Source organism: Micromonospora sp. NBRC 110037 (assembly GCF_001652995.1).
Lineage (GTDB): Bacteria > Actinomycetota > Actinomycetes > Mycobacteriales > Micromonosporaceae > Micromonospora > Micromonospora chalcea.
Genome location: NZ_BBVA01000004.1, coordinates 453,154 through 477,535, shown reverse-complemented (window position 1 = coordinate 477,535; position 24,382 = coordinate 453,154). Strand labels below are relative to the sequence as shown.

The following is a 24,382-nucleotide window of genomic DNA, read 5'->3' as shown; positions in this document are numbered from 1 at the left end:
GTTGCAGTGCACAAGCAACCAGTTAAGTAAGACTTAACGGAATAACCACCCATTTCCCTCCCTGAGCGTCGTCGCCGGGACAGATCGCTCCGGCGAGGCGGCCGGATGTCACACCGGCGCGGCAGGATGGGGTCGTGGCGGACGAGGTGACCCGGTCGGGCGGGGTGCTCCAGGAGTTCGGCGCGGCGACCCGGGAGTGGTTCACCGCGGCGTTCGCCGCGCCCACCCCGGCCCAGCAGGGCGCCTGGCACTCGGTGGCCGCCGGGCGCAACGCCCTGGTCGTCGCGCCGACCGGCTCCGGCAAGACGCTCGCGGCCTTCCTCTGGTCACTGGACCGGCTCGCCAAGGAACCGCCGCCGGCCGACCCCCGCCGACGCTGCCGCGTGCTCTACGTCAGCCCGCTCAAGGCGCTCGCCGTCGACGTCGAACGCAACCTGCGTGCCCCGCTCACCGGGATCCGCCAGGCCGCCGCCCGGCTCGACCTGGCCCCGCCCGACGTCACCGTCGGCATGCGAACCGGGGACACCCCGGCCGACGAGCGCCGCGCCTTCGCCCGCACCCCGCCGGACATCCTCATCACCACGCCCGAGTCCCTGTTCCTGCTGCTCACCTCGGCCGCCCGCGACTCGCTGCGCGGCGTGGACACGGTCATCCTGGACGAGGTGCACGCGGTCGCGGGCACCAAGCGCGGCGCCCACCTCGCGCTGTCCCTGGAACGCCTCGACGCGCTGCTGGAGCGGCCCGCCCAGCGGATCGGGCTCTCCGCCACGGTCCGGCCGATCGACGTGTGCGCCCGCTTCCTCGGCGGCGCCCGCCCGGTCGACGTGGTGCAGCCGCCGGCCGACAAGACCATCGAGGTGAGCGTCCAGGTCCCGGTGGAGGACATGACGCGCCTCGACGAGCAGGAGCCACCGGAGGACGACCTCGGCGGGCTCGCCCCCCGCCGCCCCTCGATCTGGCCGGCCGTCGAGGAACGCGTGTTCTCGCTGATCCGCGCGCACCGGTCCACGATCGTGTTCACCAACTCCCGGCGCAGCGCCGAACGGCTCTGCGCCCGCCTCAACGAGCTGGCCGCCGAGGAGTTGGAGGCGGCGTCCGCCCCGGATGGCAGCCGCGTGGCCCGGGGCGGGGAGCCGGTGCGCGTATCCGATCTGCTGCCCGGCGTCGACGGCCCGCCGGCCGGCGACGAGGCCGGGCTCGACGACGCCGACGGGCTCGGCCCGATGTCCGGCGGCAGGCCGGCCGACGGGAGCCGGGCCCAGCGCGGGGCGGAGGCGTTCGGCGGGCCGGTGGGGCCGGTGCGCGCGCCGCGGCAGCCGGCCGAGGTGATGGCGCAGTCCGGCGCGGCGACCGGGGCGCCGGCGGTGATCGCGCGGGCGCACCACGGCAGCGTGTCCCGGGAGGAGCGCAAGCAGATCGAGGAGGCGCTCAAGTCCGGGCGCCTGCCCGCCGTGGTGGCCACGTCCAGCCTGGAGCTGGGCATCGACATGGGCGCCGTCGACCTGGTGGTGCAGATCGAGGCGCCGCCGAGCGTGGCCGCCGGGCTGCAACGGGTCGGGCGGGCCGGGCACCAGGTGGGCGCGGTCTCGCGCGGCGTCGTCTTCCCCAAGCACCGGGGCGACCTGCTCTCCTGCACGGTGGTGGCCGAGCGGATGGGCGCCGGGGCGATCGAGGAGCTGCACTACCCACGCAACCCGCTCGACGTGCTGGCCCAGCAGATCGTCGCGATGGTGGCGCTGGAGCCGTGGCGGCTCGGCGACTTGGCCGTGCTGATCCGCCGGGCGGCGCCGTTCGCGGAGCTGCCCGACTCGGCGCTGCACGCGGTGCTCGACATGCTCTCCGGGCGCTACCCGTCCACCGCGTTCGCCGAGCTGCGGCCGCGGCTGGTCTGGGACCGCGCCACCGACGTGCTGACCGGCCGGCCCGGCGCCCAGCGGCTCGCCGTGACCAGCGGCGGCACCATCCCCGACCGGGGCCTGTTCGGTGTGTTCCTGGCCGGCGCCGAGCGGGCCGCCCGGGTGGGTGAGCTGGACGAGGAGATGGTCTACGAGTCCCGGGTGGGTGACGTGTTCCTGCTCGGCTCGTCGTCCTGGCGGATCGAGGAGATCACCCCGGACCGGGTGCTCGTCTCCCCCGCGCCGGGGCAGGCGGCCCGGATGCCGTTCTGGAAGGGCGACCAGCTCGGCCGTCCGGTCGAGCTGGGCCGGGCGATCGGGGCCCGGGTCCGGGCGCTGCTGCGGCAGTCAGACGCCGACGCGGTGGCGGCGCTGCGCGCCGGTGGGCTGGACGACTGGGCCGCCGGCAACCTGATGAACTACCTGCGCGAGCAGAAGGCGGCCACCCGGTCGCTGCCGGACGACCGGACGGTGGTGGTCGAACGGTTCCGCGACGAGCTGGGCGACTGGCGGCTCGCCGTGCACTCGGTGCTCGGCGCGCGCGTCAACGGGCCGTGGGCGCTCGCGATCGGCCGCCGGCTGGCCGAGCGGTACGGCGTGGACGCCCAGGTCATGCCCTCCGACGACGGCATCGTGGTGCGCCTGCCGGACACCGCCGAGACGCCGCCCGGCGCCGACGTGGTCGTGTTCGAGCCGGACGAAATCGCCCAGCTGGTCGAGGAGTCGGTGGGCACGTCCGCGCTGTTCGCGTCCCGGTTCCGCGAGTGCGCGGCCCGGTCGCTGCTGCTGCCCCGGCGTGACCCCCGGCGGCGGCAGCCGCTGTGGCAGCAACGCCAGCGGGCCGCGCAACTGCTCGACGTGGCCCGCGAGTACGCCGACTTCCCGGTCACGCTGGAGGCCGCCCGCGAGTGCCTCCAGGACGTCTTCGACCAGCCCGCTCTGGCCGAGTTGATGCGTGACCTGGCCGCCCGCAAGGTACGCCTGGTCGAGGTGGAGTCCGAGCGCCCGTCGCCGTTCGCGCGGTCGCTGCTGTTCGGGTACGTCGGCGCGTTCCTCTACGAGGGCGACGCCCCGCTGGCCGAGCGGCGGGCCGCCGCGCTGGCGCTCGACTCCGGGCTGCTCGGCGAACTGCTGGGCCGGGTCGATCTGCGGGAGCTGCTCGACCCGGAGGTGCTCGCCGAGACCGCCCGTCAACTGCGCTGGCGCACCGAGCAGCGTCGGCCCCGCGACCCGGAGGACGTGGTCGAGCTGCTGCGCGTGGTCGGTGACCTGAGCAGCGCCGAGCTGGCCGAGCGGGGCGCGCCGGAGTCCTGGGCCGACGAGCTGGCGGCGGCCCGGCGCGTCCTGCGGGTCCGGATCGCCGGCGAGGACCGCTGGGTAGTGGTCGAGGACGCCGCCCGGCTGCGCGACGCGCTCGGCGTAGCGCTGCCCGTCGGGGTCGCCGAGGCGTACCTCGCGCCGGTGGCCGATCCGCTCACCGACCTGGTCGCCCGGTACGCCCGCACGCACGGCCCGTTCGCGGCGGCCACCTGCGCGGCCCGGTTCGGGCTCGGCGTGTTCGTGGTGGAGCAGGCGCTGCGGCGGCTCTCGGCGAACGGCCGGGTGGTCTCCGGCGAGTTCGCCCCGGACACGGTGGGCACGCAGTGGTGCGACGCGGAGGTGCTGCGCCTGCTGCGCCGCCGCTCCCTGGCCGCCCTGCGCCGGGAGATCGAACCGGTGCCGCCGCGCGCGCTCGCCACGTTCCTGCCCCGCTGGCAGCAGGTCGGCTCGTCGGCCCGGGGCGTCGAGGCGGTCGCCGCCGCCCTCGAACAGTTGCAGGGCGTGAACGTGCCGGCGTCCGCGCTGGAACGCCTGGTGCTGCCCGCCCGGGTCGCCGACTACTCCCCCGCCCAGCTCGACGAGCTGTGCGCCAGTGGTGAGGTGGTGTGGGCCGGCGCGGGCGCGATCTCCGGCGGCGACGGGTGGGTGACGCTCGCGTACGCCGACGTCGCCCCGCTGCTGCTCCCCCCGCCGGACGAGGCGCTGACGCTGACCCCGCTGCACGAATCAGTGCTCGACGCGCTCGCCGACGGGCAGGCGCTGTTCTTCCGGTCGCTCTCCGACCGGGTCGGCGCCACCGACGACGCCCTGTCCGGCGCGGTGTGGGACCTGGTCTGGGCCGGTCACCTCACGAACGACACGCTCGCCCCGTTGCGGGCCGCGCTCGGCGCGGGCGGGGCGCACCGGTCCCGGCCGTCGGCGCCGCGCACCCGCTACCGCCGGCCCGGCCGGGTGGCACTGCCCAGCCGGGGCGGCCCGCCCACAATGGCCGGTCGCTGGTCCCGGCTGCCCGAACGCGACAGCGACCCCACCCGGCGCGCCGCCGCGCTCGCCGACCTGCTGCTGGAACGGCACGGCGTGGTGACCCGGGGCGCGGTCGTGGCCGAACAGGTCACCGGTGGTTTCGCCGCCGTCTACCCGGTGCTGTCCGCGCTGGAGGAACGCGGGGCGGCCCGGCGCGGCTACTTCGTGGAAGGGCTGGGCGCGGCACAGTTCGCGGTGCCCGGCGCGGTCGACCGGATCCGGGCGCTCGCCGACGACAGCCAGGGCCGGGGCGGCCCGGCGGTGGTGCTCGCCGCCACCGATCCGGCGAACCCGTACGGCGCGGCGCTGCCCTGGCCCGAGCGCGTGGTCGACTCCGGCGACGGCGCGGCACCGGCCACCGGGCACCGGGCCGGGCGCAAGGCGGGCGCGCTGGTCGTCCTGGTCGGTGGTGACGTGGTGCTCTACGTGGAGCGGGGCGGCCGGACGATCCTGTCGTTCACCGACGACACCGACACGCTCGGCGCGGCCGGCAAGGCGCTCGCCGACGCGGTGCACTCCGGCGCGCTCGGCGCGATCTCGGTGGAACGCGCCGACGGCGAGGCCGTGCACGCGTCCCCGCTGCGCGACGCGCTCACCGCCGCCGGTTTCCGCGCCACCCCGCGCGGTCTGCGGCTGCGCGGCTGAGGGCCCGGCCGCCCCGGTTAGGGTGTGCCGATGGCCTCGATCCGGGTACGCCAGGCGCGCGACGAGGACCGCGCGGCGCTGGCGGCGTTGCACGAGCGGGAGTGGGGCGGGCCGATCGTGGTGGTCCACGACACCCGCTACGACCTGCGTGCCCTGCCCGCGCTGGTGGCGGTGGACGAGACCGGCGGGTTCGCCGGGGCGCTGGCGTACCGGGTCGACGCCGACGGGCTGGAGGTGGTCAGCCTGGCCGCGGCGGCACCGGGCAACGGCGCGGGCACCGCCCTGCTGGCCGCCGCGCAGGAGACGGCCACCGCCGCCGGGGCGGACCGGATCTGGCTGGTCACGACGAACGACAACCTGGGCGCGCTGCGCTTCTACCAGCGCCGGGGGCTGCGGATCGTCGCTGTGGACGCGGGCGCTGTCGACCGGGCCCGCGCGGTCAAGCCGACGATCCCGGAGGTCGGGGCGGACGGCATCCCGCTGCACGACGAGTTGCGCCTGGCCCGGCGCCTGACCGTGGCGGAGCGGCGATGAGCGGCCCGGTCTCCGCGGGCCAGGGCCGCGCCACGCCGGGCGACGTTCCGAGCTGTGTCTCGCTGACCACCGACTACGGGCTGGCCGACGGGTTCGTGGCGGCGTGCCACGGGGTGCTGGCCCGGCTCGCCCCGGCTGTCCGGGTGATCGACGTGACGCACCTGGTGCCGCCGGCCGACGTACGCCGGGGCGCGGCCGTGCTCGCGCAGACAGTGCCGTACCTGCCGTGGGGCGTGCACGTGGCGGTGGTCGATCCGGGTGTCGGCACCGCACGCCGAGGCATCGCGCTGGCCGCGCCCGGTGGGCTGCTGGTCGGGCCGGACAACGGGCTGCTGCTTCCGGCCGCCGAGGCGCTCGGCGGGGTGAGCGCGGCGGTGGAGCTGACCAACCCGGACTGGCTCGGCCCGGCCGTCTCCCGCACGTTCCACGGGCGGGACGTGTTCGCGCCGGTCGCCGCGCGGCTGGCGCTGGGCGCGCCACTGGCCGAGGCCGGTCCGGCCGTGGATCCGGGCACGCTGGTCCGGCTGCCGGAACCGGTGGTCCGCGCCGAGCCGGGCAGCCTCACCGCCGAGGTGCTGACCGTCGACCACTTCGGCAACGTCCAGCTCGCCGCGCCGGGCACGCTGCTCGACGGCCTGCCGCCCCGGGTGCTGGTGAACGGCCGGGAGGCGGTCCACGGCCGCACGTTCGGCGACGCCCCGCCCGGCGCCCTGGTGGTCTACGTCGACTCCGCCGGCCTGGTCGCCGTAGCGGTGAACAGCGGCCGAGCCGCAGAAACCCTCCACACCACCCCCGGCGCCCTCCTCACCCTCACCACCCCCCACCCTTGACCCCCGCGATCTTGCAGTTGGCGCCCCGGCACAGAGGACAAATGCCCCACCGAAAGGGCCGAAACTGCAAGATCAACGGGAGTCAGGGGGCGAGAGGGCAGGGTCAGCAGCGGGGGACGGTGCCGCCGTAGATCGAGGACAGGTACGCGTGGCTGACGTAGGTGCCGCCGACCAGGCGGTACCACCTCGTCGTGGTGCGATAGGTACCGGTGATCTTCTGCCCGGTCACGTAGCACTGCACCGGCACCTGGGCGTACGTGGCGGCCAGGCCGCGGCTCGCGTACGAGGTGCCCGCCCCGGCGCGCAGGTTCAGCGGCCCGGAGCCGACGACCGCTCGCGCCCCGCCACCTGTCCAAAGCAGCGTCACGTCCACCCACGCGTTGTCGGTGAGCCGCAGCCCGTCCCAGAACGTCCCGTCGGCCAGGTCCAGCCCGGCCGGGTTGCGCACGGTGCGTCCGAACTGGTCCAGCCCGCCGTTGTAGTTGCTCTGGTACGCCGCCTGGGCCTCGGGCCGCCCGCGCGGCAGGTCCTTCCAGTTCTCCCGGATCGACGACGGGTTCCACCAGTCGTCGCGGGTGTTCCACGGGCCGACGTCCCAGACCGGGGCGTACTCGCAGCGGCTTCCGCTGGTGGTGCAGACCTTGACCGTGTAGTCGCCGGTGCCACGCGGGGACAGTCCGCGCCGGCTGGGCAGCGCCGCGAAGTGGTCCCGGGCGCGTACGGTATGCCCGTTCGCGGTGGTGCCGCCGACCAGGCCGATCCGGGTCGCGTACACCCGGTAGGTGAGCGGGGCGGCCGGCTGGACCGCCGTGGTGGCGGCCGAGTCGGCGGCGAGCGTCAGCCCGGTGACGGTGGCCTCCGAGGCGGCGTCCCGGGTGGTCAGCACGACGCGCGCCTGCACCCGGCGGACCGGTTCGTCGAACACGGCCTCGGCGGCGTCGCGCCACTCGGTCCAGCCCCGGGCGCGCCAGCCGCGCACCTGGGCCACCGCCGTACCCCCGTCGCCGGTGCGGGCGGCGAGCCGGGCGCGTACCCGGGTGGCGGGCCGGTCCAGGACGCGCGGCGCGGAGAGCAGGATGCCCTCGGCGACCGGACCGCCCACGGCGGCCGGGCGGGTGCGGGCGGAGGGGCGGGGATCGGCCAGCCGGAGGCGGCCGGAACGCCAGGCGACGTTGACGTCGTCGCCACCGGCGACGGCGAGGTCGACGGACCAGCGTTCGGGGTCGGGCGCGCCGGCGCGAGCCGGCACGGCGGTGGACGGGTGCGCGGCCGACGCGGGCGTGCCGGGCAGTCCGGCGGCCACGGTGAGCAGGGCAGTCAGGGCGACGACGATACGACGTCCGGAATGAGCCATCAGCATTCTCCTCAGAACCCCCTGATCGTTGCGTTTCCGCTGATCAAGTGGAACCTCAGTACAAATGGCGACACATGCGAATTCTGTTCGGTAGGGAACAATGGCGGGGTGCCCGAAGGCGACACCGTCTGGAACACGGCGCGCGTCCTGGATCGCGCGCTGGCCGGGGCCCGGCTCACCGGGTCCGACTTCCGCGTGCCGCAGCTCGCCGCCACCGACCTGACCGGCTGGACCGTGCGCGAGTCGGCCAGCCGGGGCAAACACCTGCTGCTGCGCCTCACCGCGCCCACCGCAGCGCAGTGGACGCTGCACTCGCACCTGCGGATGGACGGCGCATGGCGCGCCTACACCCCGGGTGAGCGCTGGACGGCGCGGCCGGCGCACCTGATCCGCGTGGTGCTCCGCTCCCCCGGCGCGGTCGCCGTCGGCTACCACCTGCACGAGCTGGCGCTGGTGCCGACGGCCGAGGAGCTGTCGCTCGTCGGTCACCTCGGCCCGGACCTGCTCGGCCCGGACTGGGACGCGGACGAGGCGGTACGCCGCCTGGCCGCCGAGCCGGAACGCACCATCGGTGAGGCGCTGCTCGACCAGCGCAACCTCGCCGGGGTGGGCAACCTCTACAAGTGCGAGGTGCTGTTCCTGCGCGGGGTGTCCCCGTGGACGCCGGTGGGCGCGGTGCCGGACCTGCCGGGCACCGTCGCGCTGGCGCAGCGGCTGCTCGCGGCGAACCGGGGCCGCTGGACGCAGAGCACGACCGGGGTGCTGCGCCGGGGCGGGACCAGCTACGTCTACGGCCGCCGGGCCCAGCCGTGCCGGCGCTGCGGGACGGCCATCCGCAAGGAGGAACTGGGCGAACGGGTCACCTACTGGTGCCCGGTCTGCCAGCCCGACCGCTCGTGACGTGGAACTTCCACGAAACGCCAAAGATCGCCGAGAATAGGGACGATTGGGTACTTCCGTCCCACCCCCGTGGCGTCGCATGCTGCGATTGACCGCTCACCGATCGTCAGCAGCGCGTACGCCCGCCACGCCGGGGTGTCGGCCGGCGCGCCCCGACCCCGGGGAGAGCCATGGTGCTGTTCCGCAGACTCCGGCCGGGACGGCCCGACCGGGCCGGAGTCGCCGAGGAGACCGCGTTCACCGGTTCCGCAGCGCGGGGCGTTCCCGCCGCGCGCGCCGGCGACGACGAGCCGGGGACCACCCCGGCGAGCCTGGACCCGGCCGCCGTCCCGCGCCTGTTCGGCCCGGTGCCGAACACCGCCGCCAGCCCGCTGCCCACGCTCGACGCCGACGGCCGCCCGGCGCCCGGCACCGGCATCCGCAAGTTCGTCGACCCGCTGCCGCTACCAGGGCAGCCCGCCACCGACGGGCTCGGCGCCCGCCTGCCGGTAGCGGTCCCGGACACCATCACCTGGCCGGGCTGCGACTACTACGAGATCGGCCTCCAGGAGTACGCGCAGCGCCTGCACCGCGACCTGCCGGCCACCCGGCTGCGCGGCTACCGGCAGCTCAACCTGGGCACCGACGCCGCCGGCCACAACACGGTCAGCCCACCGGACCGCCCCTGGCACCTCGGCCCGATGATCGTCGCGCGGCGGGGCCGCCCGGTCCGGATCAAGTTCATCAACCAGCTCCCCACCGGACGGGCGGGCGAGCTGTTCCTGCCGGTGGACGAGACCGTCGACGGGGCCGGCGCCGGCCCGCTGGACGGTCCCGCGCCGTACCCGCAGAACCGGGCCGTGCCGCACCTGTCCGGCGCGCAGACCGGGTGGATCAGCGCCGGCAACCCGTGGCAGTGGGTGACCCCGGCCGGCGAGATCACCCCGTACCCGGCCGGGGTGGGTGTCACCCCGGTGCCGGACATGCCGCCGCCCGGCGCGGGCGCCACCACGCTGTACTTCCCGAACGAGCAGAGCGGCCGGCTGATGTGGCTGCACGACAACACGCTCGGCCTGTCCCGGCTCACCGTCTACTCCGGGCAGATCGCGCTGTACCTGCTCACCGACCCCGCCGAGGACCGCCTCGTGGACGACGGCGTGCTGCCCGCGGAACAGTTCCCGCTGGTGATCGAGGACAAGACGTTCGTACCCGACGACGCGCAACTCGCCGCCCAGGACCCGACCTGGGACCGGGACCGCTGGGGCGCCAAGGGCAGCCTCTGGCACCCGCACGTCTACCAGCCCCGGCAGAACCCGTACCGGCTCACCGGCGGCAACCCCACCGGCCGCTGGGACTACGGCCCGTGGACCCACGACCCGGACGGCGGCGCCAGCCCGTGGGTCGCCCCGGTGCCGAACCCGCACCACGACCCAGACGCCGACCCGGACGAGCCGCCGCTGGCGCCCGCCGTGCCGCACCCGTCGGCGGTGCCCGAGGCGTACGGGGACACCCCGCTCGTCAACGGCGTGGCCTACCCGTACCTGGAGGTCGCCCCGCGCGCGTACCGGTTCCGGATCCTCAACGCCTGCGCGGACCGGGCGCTCAACCTGCAGCTCTACCGGGCCGCCTCGGACGGCCCGATGTGGGCCGACGACGGCAGCCCGGCCGACCCGGACGCCGGCGAGGTGCCGATGGTCGAGGCGGTACGCGCGCCCGGGCGGCCCGCGTACTGGCCGGTGGACGGGCGCGACGGCGGCGTGCCCGACCCGGCCGCCGCCGGACCCGACCTGATCCAGATAGGCAACGAGAGCGGCCTGCTCCCCGCCCCGGTGGTGCTCGCCAACCGGCCGGTGGACTACCGCTACGACAGGCAGGACCCGACGGTGCTCAACGTGGACGGCCACGCGCTGCTGCTGGCCCCCGGCGAGCGGGCCGACGTGATCGTGGACTTCGCCACCGTGCCGCCGGGCAGCACGCTGATCCTCTACAACGACTGCCCCGCGCCGCTGCCCCGGTTCGACACGCGCTACGACCACCACACCGGCGCGCCCGACCGGACCGGCTCGGGCGGGCTGCCGCCGACCCGGCCCGGCTACGGCCCGAACACCCGCACGCTGCTCCAGATCCGGGTCACCGGCAGCCCTGCGCAGCCGTACGACACGCGCCGGCTCGCCGACCGGCTGCCCGGGGCGTACGCGCACAGCCAGCCGCCGCCGATCGTGCCGCAACCGGCGTACGACGCCGCGTTCGGCACCCACACCCCGCGTCCGACGCTCGTCGGCGCGCGGGACGGCTCGGTCACGTTCACCCCGCCCGGCGCGGCGGCCCCGGTCACGCTGCCGCTGGCGGTGAAGTCGGTCGGGCAGGTGTTCGAGCCCCGGCACGGCCGCGCGGTGGGCCGGCTCGGAGTCGGCCACCCGGTCAGCGGGCCGCTGCTGCCGGCCACGCTGCCGCTGGGCCCGGTGGAACCCGCCACCGAGGTGCTGCACGCCACCGACCCGGCCGTGCCGGTCGGCGCGCCGGGCGACGGCACGCAACTGTGGCGGATCGTCGGCGACGCGCCGCGCACCCATCCGGTGCACATCGAAGGCTGCGACGTGCAACTGGTCAACCGGGTCGGCTGGGACGGCACGCTGCGCCCGCCCGAGCCGGGCGAGCTGGGCTGGAAGGACACCGTCCGGGTCAACCCCCGGGAGGACGTCGTGGTGGCGCTGCGTCCCGTACCGCCGCCCCTGCCGTTCAAGATCAGCGACAGCGTACGGCTGCTCGACCCGTCCCGGCCCGCCGGCGCGCGGCTGGACGCGAGCCCGGTCAGCCCGGCCGACGGCCGCCCCGCCACGGTGGTCAACCAACTCGTCAACCTGGGCTGGGAGTACCGCTGGCAGACCCGCTCGGCGGGACTGCGCGACCAGGGCATGAGCCGTCCACTGGTGCTGCGGGTGGCACCCAAGGCGCCCACCGGGCTGACCGCCACCCCGGCGCCCGGCAGCGCCACCGCGCTGCCCGCCATCGCGCTGACCTGGACCGGCAACGGCAGCCGCCCGGTGCCCACCAGCCACCTGCTGCAACGCGCCACCGACAGCGCCTTCACCGCCGGGCTGACCGAGATCACCGTGGCCGCCACCGCGACCCGCTACACCGACGCGACAGTCACCCCCGGCGTCACCTACCACTACCGGATCCGCGCCGAGAACGCGGTGAGCTGCTCGTCCTGGTCGAATGCCGTACCGGCGGCGGTGCGTCTGGCCGCGCCGGCCCGGCTCACCGCGGCGGTGCCGCCGACCGCGCCGCTGCGGGTGGCGCTGCGCTGGGCGAACCACTCCTTCGCCACCGGTGTGGACGTGCAGCGCGCCACCAACCCGACGTTCAGCAGCGGCCCGGGGACCACCGCCATCGCCGTGGGCGAGAACCACGTGGACCCGGCCGTCGCGCCGGACACCACGTACTACTACCGGGTACGCACGACGTACCTCGGCGCGGCGTCCCCCTGGTCGACAGTGGCCCGGGTGACCACCCCGGCCCGGCCGACGACGCCCACGGCGGTGAGCGTCATCGCGAGCGCGCCGGGACCGGACACCGCCACCGTGACGCTGAGCTGGTCGGCCGAGACGCCGGCCGGACCGGGCGCCGGCTTCATCGTGCAGCGCGCCACCGACGCCGCGTTCACCAGGGAGCCGGCCACGTTCCGCGTCACCGGCCGCGGCTTCACCAACACCGGCCTGGCCCGCTCCACCACCTACTACTACCGAGTACGCACGACGAACGTGGTTGGCACGTCCCCCTGGACCCCACCAACCCCCATAACCACCCCCACCTAGCCCTCCCACTCAGGGTCGATCATGAAGTTGACGGCAGTTTCCGAGATCAACAACACCGCCAACCTCATGATCACCGGCGCTGGCGGGGCGATGGGCGGGTGTGGGGGTGCCTGACCGCGAGTTGCCCGCCCGGGCAGACCGAAGCCCTCCGCCCGCCCCCCTGTCCGCGCCGGTGATCAAGGAGTTGGTGTACGGATTCGGCCCGCCTCAGGACACAAACTCCTTGATCAACGCGCGGGACGATCAGCGCGCGGGACGATCGGCGCGCGGGGGATCGGCGTGCGGCGGGGGCGGTCAGCGTCCGGGCTGGGGGGCTCGGAGGGGGGTGCGGAGTTCGGCCAGGGCCGAGGCCACCCCGTGCAGCAGGTCGGTGGCCTCGGTCAGCCGCGCGGCGGCCGGGTGCGCGGTGTCGGGGCGGGCGTCCTCGGCGACGTAGCCGGCGGCGGCCACCACCAGCCGCTCGTACGCGGCCACCCCGTCCTCCAACTGCGCCACCAGCGTGGCGTGCACCTCGTCCAGCGTGCTCTGCGGGGTCAGCTTCGCCGCGCGTTCCACGCCCGCCACCCGGTTCGCCAGCTCACGCAGCGAACGATCGGCCTCGGCCGCCTCCCGGACCGCCGGCTCGGCCAGACCCGTCAGCCGTCCGGCGAGCCCGGCCAGGGTGAGCGCGGCCCGGTCCAGCCGTGCCCACGGCTCGGCCGCGGCGGTGCCGCGCAGCGCCATGCGGGAGCGGACCCGGCGTACCTCGGCCAGGACACCCGGCCCGACGGGCAGCCGCTCGACGGCGGCGACCAGCCGGGCGCGGGAGCGGGCGGCGGCCTCCGCCGGGTCGAGCGCGGGCGGCGCCGGCACTGCTGCGAGCGCCCGGTGGTCGGCCCAGCGCCAGGCGGCGATCGCGATGGCGCTGCCCGCGGCGCCGGCCCAGGCCGCGTCCGGCAGGCCCAGTCCGGCGTACGGGGTGAGCACCGCCGCGGCGCCGCCGAGCCCGCCGGCCAGCACGCTCCACCGTCGCGCCGAGTTGCGCAGCCTGCGCAACCTGCGGAAATGTCGGGCCCGTTCGTCCGCCATGGTGTCCGCCCCTCCGTCAGCCGGTCGTGCTCTCCCCGGTGCCGCGTTCCCGGCTCATGCTGGCCCGGATCTCGTCGAGCCGGGCCGCGGCGGCCGGGTCGGCCGGCTGCCCGACGGCGGGGGTCTCCTGCCGGCCACCGAGCTGCTCGCCGGCCATGCTCGACCGGATCTGTTCCAGTCTCGCCGATCCGGCCGAGTCGAGCGTGGCCTTCTGGATCTCCAGCATCCGGCCCTCGACCGAGTTGCCGGCCAGCTCGGCGCGGCCCATGGCGGTGGCGTAGCGGCGTTCGATCCGGTCGCGGACCTCGTCGAGCGACGGGGTGTTGGCGGGCGCGGTGAGCGACGACATCGACTCCAGCGAGCGGGCCACGCTCTCCTGCATCTTGGCCTGCTCCAGCTGGCTGAGCAGCTTGGTGCGCTCGGCCAGCTTCTGCTGGAGGATCATCGAGTTGTTCTCGACCGCCCTGCGGGCCTGGGCGGCCGCGCCGAGCGCCTGGTCGTGCAGCGTCTTGAGGTCCTCCAGGGCCTGCTCGGCGGAGACCAGCTGGGTGGCCAGCATCTGGGCGGTCTGCTCGTAGCGCCCGGCCTCGGCCTCGTCGCCCCGGCCCCGGGCCTGGTCGGCCACTGCGAGCGCCTGCCGCGCGTTGCCCTGGAGCTGTTCCACCTCGGTCATCTGCCGGGACAGCTTCATCTCCAGCTGGCGCTGGTTGCCGATCACCGCGGCCGCCTGCTGCACCAGCGCCTGGTGCTGGCGCTGCGCCTCCTCGACGGCCTGCTGGATCTGCACCTTCGGATCGGCGTGCTCGTCGATCTTCGCGCCGAAGAGCGCCATCAGGTATTTCCAACCCTTGACGAACGGGTTAGCCATCTCCGCCTCGTCCCCTTAGTAGCGTCGCGCCTACATCGTTCCAGCCGGACGCCACTCCGGCACCCGTACGCTCCTGATCAACAGTACGACGCGGACGCCAGCACCGCCCACGACGCGACAGCCGGGGTCAGGCGGCGCAGACCACGTCCCGCTCCGCGGGGCGTACCCGGGTGCTGCGCAGCGTGGCCTTGAGCGGCGAGTCCTGCCGGACCTGGACGGCGACCGCGCCGTCGGTGGTGACCTGCCGGACACCGCGGTTGGTCGCCTTACGCACGGCGGCCGTGGCCACCGGGGCCGGCTCGTCGGCCACCGGGACCAACACGCCGGGCATCTGCTCGGCGAGGGCGACGGTGTCGCTCACCTCGCGCAGCAGTTCCGACAGGCGGGCGCCGAGCGCGTCGCAGATGGCGGCCAGCAGCTCGCTCGACGGTTCCTTCTGGCCGCGTTCGATCTCGGACAGGTAGCCCAGGCTGACGTTGGCGGCGGACGACACCTCGCGGAGGGTGCGGTGCTGCCCCTGCCTGCGTGTCCGCAGCGCGTCACCGATCACCCGGCGTAGCAGGACCATCGCACCTCCCCCTGGACGGGACCACCATGCCCGGCCGAGCCGCGCCGGGCGCCGGACGCGGAAACCGCTCCGGCGCCGACGGCGACCGTCGGAGCCTTCCCGCAACCGTACCCGTTGGTTGCCACGACGACATCCCACCCCGCCTCTGAAAATCCGTGCGGATCGGCCGGCCGGCGGGCCCGCGGCCGGGCGTGTCGGCGCCGGGCCGGCTCATCGGGGGCCGACCCCCGCCGCCTCGGCGGCGTCGGCGTCCTCGGGGAGCTGGATGCGGTCGGCGAGCAGCCGCAGCGCCTCGATCACCACGGCCGAGCGGATGTGGTCGCGGCCGCCGTCGAGGTCGAGCCGGCGTACCTGCGTGCCGTCCGGCCCGGCGACCGCCACGTAGACCAGGCCGACCGGCTTGCCGTCCTGCGGCTCCGGCCCGGCGACGCCGGTGGTGGCCAGGCCCCAGTCCGCGCCGCACCGCTGCCGTCCGCCCTCGGCCAGGGCGGCGGCCACGTCGGGATCGACCGGGCCGCGCTCGGCCAGCAGGTCCTCCGGTACGCCGGCGAGCGTCGCCTTGAGTTCGGTGGCGTAGACCACCATGCCGCCCCGGTAGATCGAGCTGACCCCGGCGATCTCCACGACCGCCGCGGCGAGCAGCCCGCCGGTCAGCGACTCGACGGTGGCCAGCGTCTGGCCGCACTCGTGCAGGCGGTGCACGACGGAGGCCGCCGGGTTGCCGGCGGGCCGCTGGTGTCTCTCGTCGGTGTCCATGCCCGCCCTCTCTTCCCGCGCCAGGGCGGCTTACTCTTCGGCCGCCCGGAGCGACGAGCCGGCTGCCCGGGTCAACGGGCCGGACGCCGCAGCCGCAACGCCTGGGCGATGTAGTCGAAACCGGTGACCACGGTGACCACCACCGCCGCGCCCATGATCCACGGGCCGATCGCGGCGAGCGCCTCCGGCATCGGCCAGAGGTACCAGGTGATCGCCAGGATCTGCAGCGCCGTCTTGACCTTGCCGCCCCGGCTGGCCGCGATCACGCCGTGCCGGATCACCCAGAAGCGCAGCCCGGTGATGCCCAGCTCACGGGCGAGGATCACCACAGTCACCCACCAGGGCAGCCGGTCGTAGACGGAGAGCAGCACCAGCGCGGCGCCGGTGAGCGCCTTGTCGGCGATCGGGTCGGCGACCTTGCCCAGCGAGGTGACCAGCTCGAACCGGCGGGCGATCCAGCCGTCGACCAGGTCGGTCGCCGACGCCACCACGAAGATCAGGCAGGCGGCCATCCGCCAGCCCGCGTGGGTCATCGCGGACGCGACCACGGTGGCCGCGAAGACGGGCACCAGCACCAGGCGCGCGCCGGTCAGCACATTCGCCGCGTTGAGCAGCGGTACGGGGGCGGCCGCCGTCGACTCCGCTCCCGTCATGTCCCGCATCGCCCCACGTGGCTTCCCCGCTTCGTCCGGGCCCGCCGTCACCGTACCGCGCCGGGCGCCGCCGAGATCATCTCATCCGGTACGGCGACCAGGTCCACGCCCTCGGTGGCGGTGACGGTGGCCCGGACCAGGTCACCGGGGCGCAACGCGGCCAGGTCGACGCCGCCGCCGACCGGCGCGACGAGCGTGGTCGAGCCGTCGACCTCGGGCGCCTGGTGGGCGGCCCGCCCCTCCACCACGCCGTCGGCGACCGAGTCCACAAGCACCTCCACCGTCGCGCCGAGGCGTTCCTCGGCGCGCTGCGAGCAGAGTTCGTCGGCCAGCGCGCTGAGCTTGTCGTACCGCCGCTTGATCGTGGCGGCGGAGACCTTGCCGGCCAGTCCGGCGGCCTCGGTGCCGTCCTCGTCGCTGTAGTCGAACATGCCGATCGCGTCCAGCCGCGCCTCGGTCAGGAACCGGACCAGCTCGGCCACGTCCTGCTTCGTCTCGCCGGGGAAGCCGACGATGAAGTTGCTGCGCGCGCCCGCGTCCGGCGCCAGCGCGCGGGCGGAGGCGAGCAGCTCCAGGAACCGGTCGGTGGAGCCGAAGCGCCGCATCCGGCGCAGCACCGGCTCGCTGGAGTGCTGGAACGACAGGTCGAAGTACGCGGCCACGCCGGGCGTGGTGGCGATCACCTCGACCAGGCCGGGCCGGGTCTCGGCGGGCTGGAGGTAGCTGGCGCGGACCCGCACGATGCCGTCGATCGCGGCGAGCTGCGGCAGCAGCTTCTCCAGCGCGCGCGGGTCGCCCAGGTCCTTGCCGTACGAGGTGGAGTTCTCGCTGACCAGCACCAGCTCGCGGACGCCGGTCTTGGCCAGCCACTCGGCCTCGGCGAGCAGCTCGTCCGGGGTACGCGAGACGAACGCCCCGCGGAACGCCGGGATGGCGCAGAACGCGCAGCGCCGGTCGCAGCCGCTGGCGAGCTTCAGCGAGGCCACCGGGCCGGTGTCGAGCCGGTGCCGCAACACCTGCCGCAGGTGCGCCGGGGTGTGCGCGTCGGTCTCCGGCGCGACCCGGGCCGGGGTGCCGTGCCCGGGCAGCGACACCGCCGCGTCGCGGCGCTTCACCGGGGTCAGCGGCAGCAGCTCCCGCCGGTCGCGGGGGGTGTGCGCGCCGATCGCCTCACCGGCGAGCACCGAGTCGAGCCGGGCGGCGATGTCCGGGTAGTCGTCGAAGCTGAGCACGGCCTGCGCCTCGGGGAGGCTGTCGGCCAGCTCACGGCCGTACCGCTCGGCCATGCACCCGGCGGCGACGACCTTCGCGCCGGTGTCGGCGGCGGCCAGCAGCGTCTGGATCGAGTCCTGCTTGGCCTTCTCGACGAAGCCGCAGGTGTTCACCACCACCACGTCGGCGCCCTCGCCGTCGGTGGTGACCTGCCATCCGTCGGCGTGCAGCCGGGCGGCCAGCTCCTCCGAGTCGACCTCGTTGCGGGCGCAGCCGAGGGTCAGCAGGGCGACCCGGCGCCCGTCGGATTGCGGGGTGGAGGAGGTGGCAGACACCATCCGAGGGTACCGGGCCGGTTCCGTACCGCCACGCCGCCCGTCCGGCACGCTCAGCGGGCGGGAGCGGCCACGCGGGCCAGCCGGTCGAGCAGGAACACCTCGGTGCCGGCCAGACCGGTGGAGCAGAAGACCGAGATCTGGTCCGCGCCGGTCCGGCCGGGGACCGCCCCGGCCAGCACCGCGCCCAGGTCGCGCAACCGACCGGCGTACGGCTCGACGGCGGCGAGCATCGGCGGCACGTACGCGGCGGCCTGCCCGGGCGAGTCGGTGACCAGCAGGTCGGCGGCGTCGAGCAGGTCGGGGCCGAACTCGTGCCGGTCGGTCTGCTTGAAGCCGACGGTGTTGACGTGCGTGCCGGGGGACAGGTCGGCGGCGTCGATCACCGGGACGGTGCTGGTGGTGGCGAGCACCACCACGTCGCGGTCGCGCACCGCGGCGGCGGCCGAGCCGACGGCGCGGGACGGCACGCCCAGCTCGGCGCGGACCCGGGCGGCGAACGCCTCCCGCCGGGCCGCCGAGCGGCTGTACACGGTCACCTCGCGCAGCGGCCGGACCGCCGCGGCGGCCCAGACCTGGGTCCACGCCTGCCGGCCGGAGCCCACCACGCCGAGGGTGGCGGCGTCCGCGCGGGCCAGGGCGTCCACCGCCACGCCACCGAGTCCTCCGGTACGCCGCGAGCCCAGCTCCTCGCCGACGGCGATGGCGCGTACCGCGCCGGTGGTGGCGTCGTGCAGCACGACCAGTTGACCGCTCTCCGGGTGGCCGAACGTGTCGTAGGAGCGGAAGCCGTACCACTGCCCGGTCAGGTGCCCGGCGGTGAGCACCATCCGGCCCCCGCCCAGCGGCGCGGACGCCCGGGGCGGGGCGATGAGCCGCCCGGCGTATGCGGCCAGCAGCGCGTCCCGCATGGCCGCGACGGTGAGCGGGGCGTCCACGGCGGCCGCGACGTCGTCGTCGGAGAAGAGCACGGTCATGCCTTCCATCGTGCAACCTGAAGTTGACGTCAACTCCACCCATGGTGGGCTTTCTCACCCCACCGCCCGTTCCGCCCGGCCGGTGCTACCGTCGGCCACGACGGCCCGCGGGCCGTCCCGGACGAGTGGTGGGCGTACCCGGTCAGGCCAAGACGCCCCGCGTGACCCGACCGTCGCCCGGCCCGCTCCACGCCGGGCCCGCCCGTCAGAGGTGATCTCATGGCCTGGCTCGTACTGGTGCTCTCCGGACTCCTGGAGACCGCGTGGGCGATCGCGCTCGATCGCAGCGCCGGCTTCACCCGTCCCCTCCCCTCCGCCGTCTTCGGCGTCACGCTCGTCGGCAGCATGGCCGGCCTGGCGTACGCGCTGCGCGACATCCCGGTCGGCACCGGCTACGCGGTGTGGGTCGGCATCGGCGCGGTGGGCACCGCGCTGGTGGGCATGCTCGCGCTCGGCGAGCCGGTCAACCTGCCGCGCGTGGCCTGCCTGCTGCTGGTGGTCGCCGGCGTGATCGGATTGAAGTTGTTCGCCTGATCGATGCCGCATCCGGTTTGGACGACGCGGCGGCCGGGGTACCGGATCTTTCGTTGACCGGTAGCGAGATCACTCACGGAGGAACCCCATGGCCGACATCCACGCCAGCGCCCGTCCGCGTACCAACGCCGCCCGGATCTGCACGATCATCGCGTTCGTCTTCGCGGCTCTCGCGATCTTCCTGTCCCCGCTGATCTTCGGCGTCCTCGGCCTGATCCTCGGCATCGTCGGCGCCGTCCTCGGCGACAAGCCGCTGGGCTGGTACGCCGCCGCCGCGAGCGTGGTCGGCGCGATCATCGGCGCCGTGCTCGTCGCCGCGCTGCTCAACTGAGCCGGAAACCGCCGACGGCGGCTCCCACCTGACGGTGGGGGCCGCCGTCGTCCGTCGTGGGTCGTCAGTCCTCGCCGCCGCGCAGGCCGGCCAGGACCTCCTCCAGCTCGTCCGGCTTGACCAGCACGTCGCGGGCCTTGGAGCCCTCGGACGGCCCGACCACGCCGCGGGTCTCCATCAGGTCCATCAACCGGCCCGCCTTGGCGAAACCGACACGCAGCTTGCGCTGGAGCATCGAGGTCGACCCGAACTGCGAGGTGACCACCAGCTCGACCGCCTGCACGAGCAGGTCCAGGTCGTCGCCGATGTCCTCGTCGATCTTCTTCTTGCTGTCCTGCGCCGGGGCGAGCACGTCCGGGCGGAACTCCGGCTCCCGCTGGTCCTTGCAGAACTTGACCACGTCGGCGATCTCGCGCTCGGTGACCCAGGCGCCCTGGATTCGCTGCGGCTTCGACGCGCCCATCGGCAGGAACAGGCCGTCGCCGCGGCCCAGCAGCTTCTCCGCGCCGGGCTGGTCCAGGATGACCCGCGAGTCGGCGAGCGAGGAGGTGGCGAACGCGAGCCGGGACGGCACGTTCGCCTTGATCAGGCCGGTGACCACGTCCACCGAGGGCCGCTGGGTGGCCAGCACCAGGTGGATGCCGGCGGCGCGGGCGAGCTGGGTGATCCGGACGATGGAGTCCTCCACGTCGCGCGGCGCGACCATCATCAGGTCGGCCAGCTCGTCCACGATCACCAGCAGGTACGGGTACGGCCGCATCTCCCGCTCGCTGCCCGGCGGCGCCTTGATCTCGCCGTTGCGCACCTTGCGGTTGAAGTCGTCGATGTGCCGGACCCCGTTGGCGGCGAGGTCGTCGTAACGCATGTCCATCTCGCGGACGACCCACTCCAGCGAGTCGGCCGCCTTCTTCGGGTTGGTCACGATCGGCGTGACCAGGTGCGGGATGCCCTCGTAGCCGGTCATCTCGACCCGCTTCGGGTCGATCAGCAGCAGCCGCACCTCGTCCGGCGTGGCCCGGGTCAAAATGGACACAAGCAGACTGTTGAGGCAACTCGACTTGCCCGCGCCGGTGGCGCCCGCGATCAGGATGTGCGGCATCTTCGCGAGGTTGGCCACCACGTAGCCGCCCTCGATGTCCTTGCCGAGCGCCACCACCATCGGGTGGTGGTCGCTGGTCGCCTCGCGGGAGCGCAACACGTCGCCGAGCGACACGTTCTCCGGGTCGGTGTTCGGGATCTCCACGCCGACCGCGCTCTTGCCCGGGATCGGGCTGAGGATGCGCACGTCCGGCGACTTCACCGCGTACGCGATGTTGCGGGACAGCTGGGTGATCCGCTCGACCTTCACGCCCGGGCCCAGCTCCACCTCGTACCGGGTGACCGTCGGGCCGCGGGTGAACCCGGTGACCGCGGCGTCCACGTCGAACTGCTCGAAGACGCCGGTCAGCGCGGCGATCACCTCGTCGTTGGCCTTGCTCCGGCTCTTCGGCTTGGCGCCGCTGCCGAGCAGGTTCGCCGGCGGCAGCGTGTAGTCGCCGGCCAGCCCGGTGAGCGCGAGCTGCTCGGCGCGGGTGGGCAGCGGCGAGTGCTCCGGCGGCTCGACCGGCTTGCGGTTCGCCGGCACCCGCGGCGGCTTGCGCGGCAGCACGAGCGTCTCCTGGAGGTCGACGCCGGCCAGTTCGTCGTCCGGGTCCAGCGGCTCCAGCGGCGACGGCATCCGCTTCGCCGGCCGCTTACGGGCCGGTTTCGCCGCCGCCTCGGCCTCGGCTTCCTCCTCATCGTCCTCGGGCGCGGCCGGGTCGGCGCGCAGGCCGAGCCGCTCCGGGATCTTGTTGATCGGGGTCGCGGTGACCACGAGCAGGCCGAACACCAGCAGCAGAAGCAGCAGCGGCATCGCCACCCACGCGGTCACCGCCGACTTCAGCACGTCGCCCACGCCCGCGCCGATCAGGCCGCCGGCGTAGTCGCGCTGGACCTCGTCGACCGGGTTCTGCCCGATGTGCAGCATCGAGGCGGTCGCCAGCATCATCGAGCCCCAGCCGACCAGGCCGCGACCGCGGTGCTCGGGGTCGGCCGGGCTCCGCATCAGCCGCCACGCGCCGACCATGAACAGCACCGGAAGGATTATCGAGATGGCGCCGATGAACAGCCGTACGGTGTCGGCCAGGTGCCGGCCCACGGGCCCGGCGCCGCCGCCCCAGATGCCCACCGCGCTGAGGATGGCCAGGCCGAACAGCAGCAGCCCGGCGCCGTCGCGGCGGTGCTCCGGATCCAGCTCCCGGGTGGACGCGGCCTGCCGGCCGGCGGCCCGGAACGCCCAGCCCACCGTGTGGGCCAGTCCCATCCAGACGGCGCCCGCGGCGCGGCCGACGAACGCGGCCGGGGCCGGCCCGCGGCGCGCCGGCCGCCGCGCCGGTTTCCGCGCCGCCGCCTTCTTCGCCGGTTGCCGGGCGCGGTTGTTCGTGGTGCCACGCGGCGACGCGCCGCGCCGCCGGCTCGCCTGAGAGGTACGGCCCGCCATAGAGTCACGGTAACGGCGGCACCCGGTGGAACGCCGCTTTTCCGGGTCGTGTCCGCGCGTCGCAGCACGGGTCGGACCGTCGTTTGTGTTATTCGCCTCAGAAGGGATGCCCGATGGCGTCGCCGGAGATCGAGGACGGTCCGGACGGTCCGCTGACCGGACACCCCCAGGCGCTGCGCCCGCTGACCGGCGAGCTGATCGCCGCCGTGCTGGCACACCGGGGGTACGCGGTGGTCGAGGAGCCCGACGGCGCGCTCGTGGGCCGCTGGGAACGGAACCTGATCTGGTTCCACCGCCGGGGCGCGGCAGGTGAGCTGCTCCAGGTACGCACCGTCGTCGCGCCGCACTTCGGCATCGAGCACGTGCCCGAGCTGCACGCCTTCTGCAACAGGTGGAACCACGACCGGCTCTGGCCCAAGGCGTACGTGCACGTGGCCGACGACGGGTCGGCCCAGATCTGCGGCGAGGTCACCACCGACCTGGAGCGCGGCGTCACACCGCACCAGCTCGACCGGCTGGTCGACTGCGGTGTCACCACCGGCTGTCAGCTGGCCGCCGCCGTCGCCGAGCTGACCGGCGGGACGCTCCGATGACCACGGCACGCGACCGGGGGCTGGCCGCCGCGCTCGCCGACGCCCGGGACCGGCCCGACGGCGAGGAGCGCTGCGCCGAGCTGGAGCGGATCGCCTCCCGCGCGGACGCCACCGGTGACCCGCGTACCGCCCTGTCGGCGCGGTTCGCGCTGGTCGAGGCGTACCTGCACCTGGGTGAGCGGTGGCGCGCGGTGGAGCCGGTGCGGCGGATGCGGGAGACGGTGGCCCGGCACCCCGGGCTGCTGGACGCCCGGCCCGACGAGCTGACCCGGCTGCGCCGGCACCAGCGGCAGGCGGTGGAGGCGCTGTTCGGCACGCCCCGGGTGGGACTGGATCAGGCCCGGTCCCTGTTGGACACGCTCGCCGGGGAGCTGGGCGAGGACGCCGCGCCGGTCGCGGAGCTGCGCTGCCGCGTCGCCGACCACCTCGGCGACGAGCCGGCGGCCCGGCGGGCGTACGAACGCTGGTCGGCCGCCGACGCGACGGACCCGGTGGGTGGCTGTGCGGGGTGCGCCCCGGCGCGGCGGGCCGACCTGCTGGCCGGGTGGGGTGACCCGGAGGCGGCGCTGGCGGCGCTCGCGCCGGCGCTGACCGGCTGGGTCGAGCCGCAGGGGCCACCGACCCGGCGGGCCGAACGGCAGACCGCCGCGACAGTGGCGACGACCTGCACCGACCAGCCCGAGCGGGCGCTCACCGTGGGGCTGCTGCCGTGGCTGCGCACCGGCGCGGTGACCGAGGCGGCCCGGGCGCACGTACGCGCGTACCGCCGGCACCGTCGGGAACGGGCCGCGTTTCCGCTGCTCGCCGCGCACCTGCGCTTCTGCGCGCTGGGCGGCTACCTGCATCGCGGGCTGGAGGTGCTGACCGAGCAGCTGCCCCGGCTGGACCGCCCGGCCGACGACCTGTCCGCGATGGAGTTCGCCGCGGCCGGCGCGCTGCTCTGCGGGCTGGCCGCCGAGGCGGGGCTCGGCGGGCGGCGGATCCACCGCCCCGGGCACGGTTCCCGGCCGGCCGCCGAGGTGGACGTGGCGACACTCGGGGCGCAGCTCCAGGCGCTGGCCACGGCGCTCGCCGGCAGCTTCGACGCCCGCAACGGCACCGGGCACCAGTCCGGCCGGATCGCCTCGTGGCTGGCCGAGCGGCCGCTCGCCGCGCCGGTGTCGCTGGCCGCCGAGAGCGAGTTCGACGAGGAGCCGGAATCGGACCCGGCCGAGCCCGGCCCGCCCGGCCCGGAGGAGCCCGCCCCGCTGGACGCGGCGCTGCTCGCCGCCGCGCTCGACGCCCGGGGCGAGCCGTACTCGCCTGAGCCGGACGGCACACTCGTCGGCCGGTGGGGCGAGGCCACGATCCAGTTCCGCCTGCTCGGCCGCCACGGTGACGTGCTGCACGCCCGCGTGGTGGCGCAGCGGCGGCTGCCGGCCGAGCGGCGCGCCGAGGCGTACGCCTTCTGCAACGCCTGGAACCACGACCGGCTGCTGCCCGCCGCCTACGTGCACGAGCCCGGCGACGGAACGCTGGTGCTGGCCGCCGGCGTCTCCACGGACCTGTCCTGCGGGGTCGCCCCGGCGCAGCTGGAGGTGCTGGTGGCCGCGGCGGTACGCACCGGCGCGGCGTACGCCGAAGCGGTCGCCGCCCTGGCCTGAGCCGCCGAGCCGACCGGCCGGCCCG

Annotated in this window: 18 protein-coding genes and 1 riboswitch; of the genes, 9 read left to right on the top strand and 9 right to left on the bottom strand. The window is 75.2% G+C overall.

Annotated elements, in window-relative coordinates:
- Positions 1-134: 134 nt before the first annotated feature.
- The 3 genes from A4R25_RS15150 to A4R25_RS15140 are packed head-to-tail and all read left to right on the top strand — an operon-like array spanning position 135 to position 6,247.
- Positions 135-4,883, top strand: a complete 4,749-nt coding sequence (locus tag A4R25_RS15150) for a DEAD/DEAH box helicase (protein WP_064447101.1) — start codon at positions 135-137, stop codon at positions 4,881-4,883.
- Positions 4,884-4,913: 30 nt separating this feature from the next.
- Positions 4,914-5,417, top strand: coding sequence for a GNAT family N-acetyltransferase (locus A4R25_RS15145; RefSeq protein ID WP_064447100.1), 504 nt, complete (start codon positions 4,914-4,916; stop codon positions 5,415-5,417).
- Positions 5,414-6,247: an S-adenosyl-l-methionine hydroxide adenosyltransferase family protein gene (locus A4R25_RS15140; RefSeq protein WP_064447099.1), complete on the top strand. Its 834-nt coding sequence runs from the start codon at positions 5,414-5,416 to the stop codon at positions 6,245-6,247. The genes A4R25_RS15145 and A4R25_RS15140 overlap by 4 nt, the downstream gene beginning before the upstream one ends.
- Positions 6,248-6,350: 103 nt before the next feature.
- Here A4R25_RS15140 and A4R25_RS15135 read toward each other — a convergent pair whose 3' ends face one another.
- Positions 6,351-7,601, bottom strand: a complete 1,251-nt coding sequence (locus A4R25_RS15135) for a hypothetical protein (protein ID WP_064447263.1) — start codon at positions 7,599-7,601, stop codon at positions 6,351-6,353.
- 108 nt (positions 7,602-7,709) lie between these two features.
- Between A4R25_RS15135 and A4R25_RS15130 the strand changes: the two genes are divergently transcribed.
- Together A4R25_RS15130 and A4R25_RS15125 are read left to right on the top strand one after the other, a co-directional pair.
- Entirely contained in the window at positions 7,710-8,501 is a 792-nt protein-coding gene (locus A4R25_RS15130; protein ID WP_064447098.1) for a DNA-formamidopyrimidine glycosylase family protein, read from the top strand.
- A 170-nt stretch (positions 8,502-8,671) separates the two neighbouring features.
- The gene (locus A4R25_RS15125) at positions 8,672-12,298 is read left to right on the top strand and encodes a multicopper oxidase domain-containing protein (RefSeq protein ID WP_064447097.1); all 3,627 of its coding nucleotides are present in this window, start codon (positions 8,672-8,674) and stop codon (positions 12,296-12,298) included.
- A gap of 294 nt (positions 12,299-12,592) precedes the next feature.
- On the opposite strand, the gene A4R25_RS15120 is transcribed toward A4R25_RS15125, so the two are convergent.
- From A4R25_RS15120 to A4R25_RS15090, 7 genes are all read right to left on the bottom strand, one after another.
- Complete coding sequence (locus A4R25_RS15120; RefSeq protein ID WP_043325768.1) at positions 12,593-13,366, bottom strand: hypothetical protein; 774 nt, start codon at positions 13,364-13,366, stop codon at positions 12,593-12,595.
- Positions 13,367-13,382: 16 nt separating this feature from the next.
- Positions 13,383-14,234, bottom strand: a complete 852-nt coding sequence (locus A4R25_RS15115; RefSeq protein ID WP_030503385.1) for a PspA/IM30 family protein — start codon at positions 14,232-14,234, stop codon at positions 13,383-13,385.
- Between the two features lie 127 nt (positions 14,235-14,361).
- Positions 14,362-14,802 carry a helix-turn-helix domain-containing protein gene (locus A4R25_RS15110; protein WP_043325770.1) on the bottom strand — a complete coding sequence of 147 codons (441 nt, stop codon included), beginning with the start codon at positions 14,800-14,802 and terminating at the stop codon, positions 14,362-14,364.
- Between the two features lie 210 nt (positions 14,803-15,012).
- Complete coding sequence (locus A4R25_RS15105; protein WP_043325772.1) at positions 15,013-15,558, bottom strand: CinA family protein; 546 nt, start codon at positions 15,556-15,558, stop codon at positions 15,013-15,015.
- A gap of 71 nt (positions 15,559-15,629) precedes the next feature.
- The gene (gene pgsA / locus A4R25_RS15100; RefSeq protein ID WP_187693674.1) at positions 15,630-16,211 is read right to left on the bottom strand and encodes a CDP-diacylglycerol--glycerol-3-phosphate 3-phosphatidyltransferase; all 582 of its coding nucleotides are present in this window, start codon (positions 16,209-16,211) and stop codon (positions 15,630-15,632) included.
- A gap of 47 nt (positions 16,212-16,258) precedes the next feature.
- Positions 16,259-17,761 (bottom strand): 30S ribosomal protein S12 methylthiotransferase RimO, encoded by a 1,503-nt coding sequence (gene rimO, locus A4R25_RS15095; protein ID WP_043325775.1) that lies wholly within the window; start codon positions 17,759-17,761, stop codon positions 16,259-16,261.
- Positions 17,762-17,811: 50 nt separating this feature from the next.
- The gene (locus A4R25_RS15090) at positions 17,812-18,735 is read right to left on the bottom strand and encodes an ornithine cyclodeaminase family protein (RefSeq protein ID WP_187693670.1); all 924 of its coding nucleotides are present in this window, start codon (positions 18,733-18,735) and stop codon (positions 17,812-17,814) included.
- Positions 18,736-18,831: 96 nt separating this feature from the next.
- Positions 18,832-18,897: riboswitch (guanidine-III (ykkC-III) riboswitch) on the top strand.
- 57 nt (positions 18,898-18,954) lie between these two features.
- Between A4R25_RS15090 and A4R25_RS15085 the strand changes: the two genes are divergently transcribed.
- Together A4R25_RS15085 and A4R25_RS15080 are read left to right on the top strand one after the other, a co-directional pair.
- Entirely contained in the window at positions 18,955-19,269 is a 315-nt protein-coding gene (locus A4R25_RS15085; RefSeq protein WP_043325778.1) for a multidrug efflux SMR transporter, read from the top strand.
- Between the two features lie 88 nt (positions 19,270-19,357).
- On the top strand, positions 19,358-19,600 hold the full coding sequence (locus A4R25_RS15080; protein ID WP_043325780.1) for a hypothetical protein: 243 nt from the start codon (positions 19,358-19,360) through the stop codon (positions 19,598-19,600).
- Positions 19,601-19,664: 64 nt separating this feature from the next.
- Here the strand turns inward: A4R25_RS15080 and A4R25_RS15075 are convergent, their stop codons facing one another.
- A complete protein-coding gene (locus tag A4R25_RS15075; RefSeq protein WP_043325782.1) occupies positions 19,665-22,121 on the bottom strand; it encodes a DNA translocase FtsK in 2,457 nt (818 codons plus the stop codon).
- A gap of 113 nt (positions 22,122-22,234) precedes the next feature.
- Here A4R25_RS15075 and A4R25_RS15070 point away from each other — a divergent pair, with 113 nt between their 5' ends.
- Positions 22,235-22,714 carry a YbjN domain-containing protein gene (locus A4R25_RS15070; protein ID WP_043325784.1) on the top strand — a complete coding sequence of 160 codons (480 nt, stop codon included), beginning with the start codon at positions 22,235-22,237 and terminating at the stop codon, positions 22,712-22,714.
- Entirely contained in the window at positions 22,711-24,357 is a 1,647-nt protein-coding gene (locus tag A4R25_RS15065) for a YbjN domain-containing protein (protein WP_064447094.1), read from the top strand. The genes A4R25_RS15070 and A4R25_RS15065 overlap by 4 nt, the downstream gene beginning before the upstream one ends.
- Positions 24,358-24,382 lie beyond the last annotated feature (25 nt).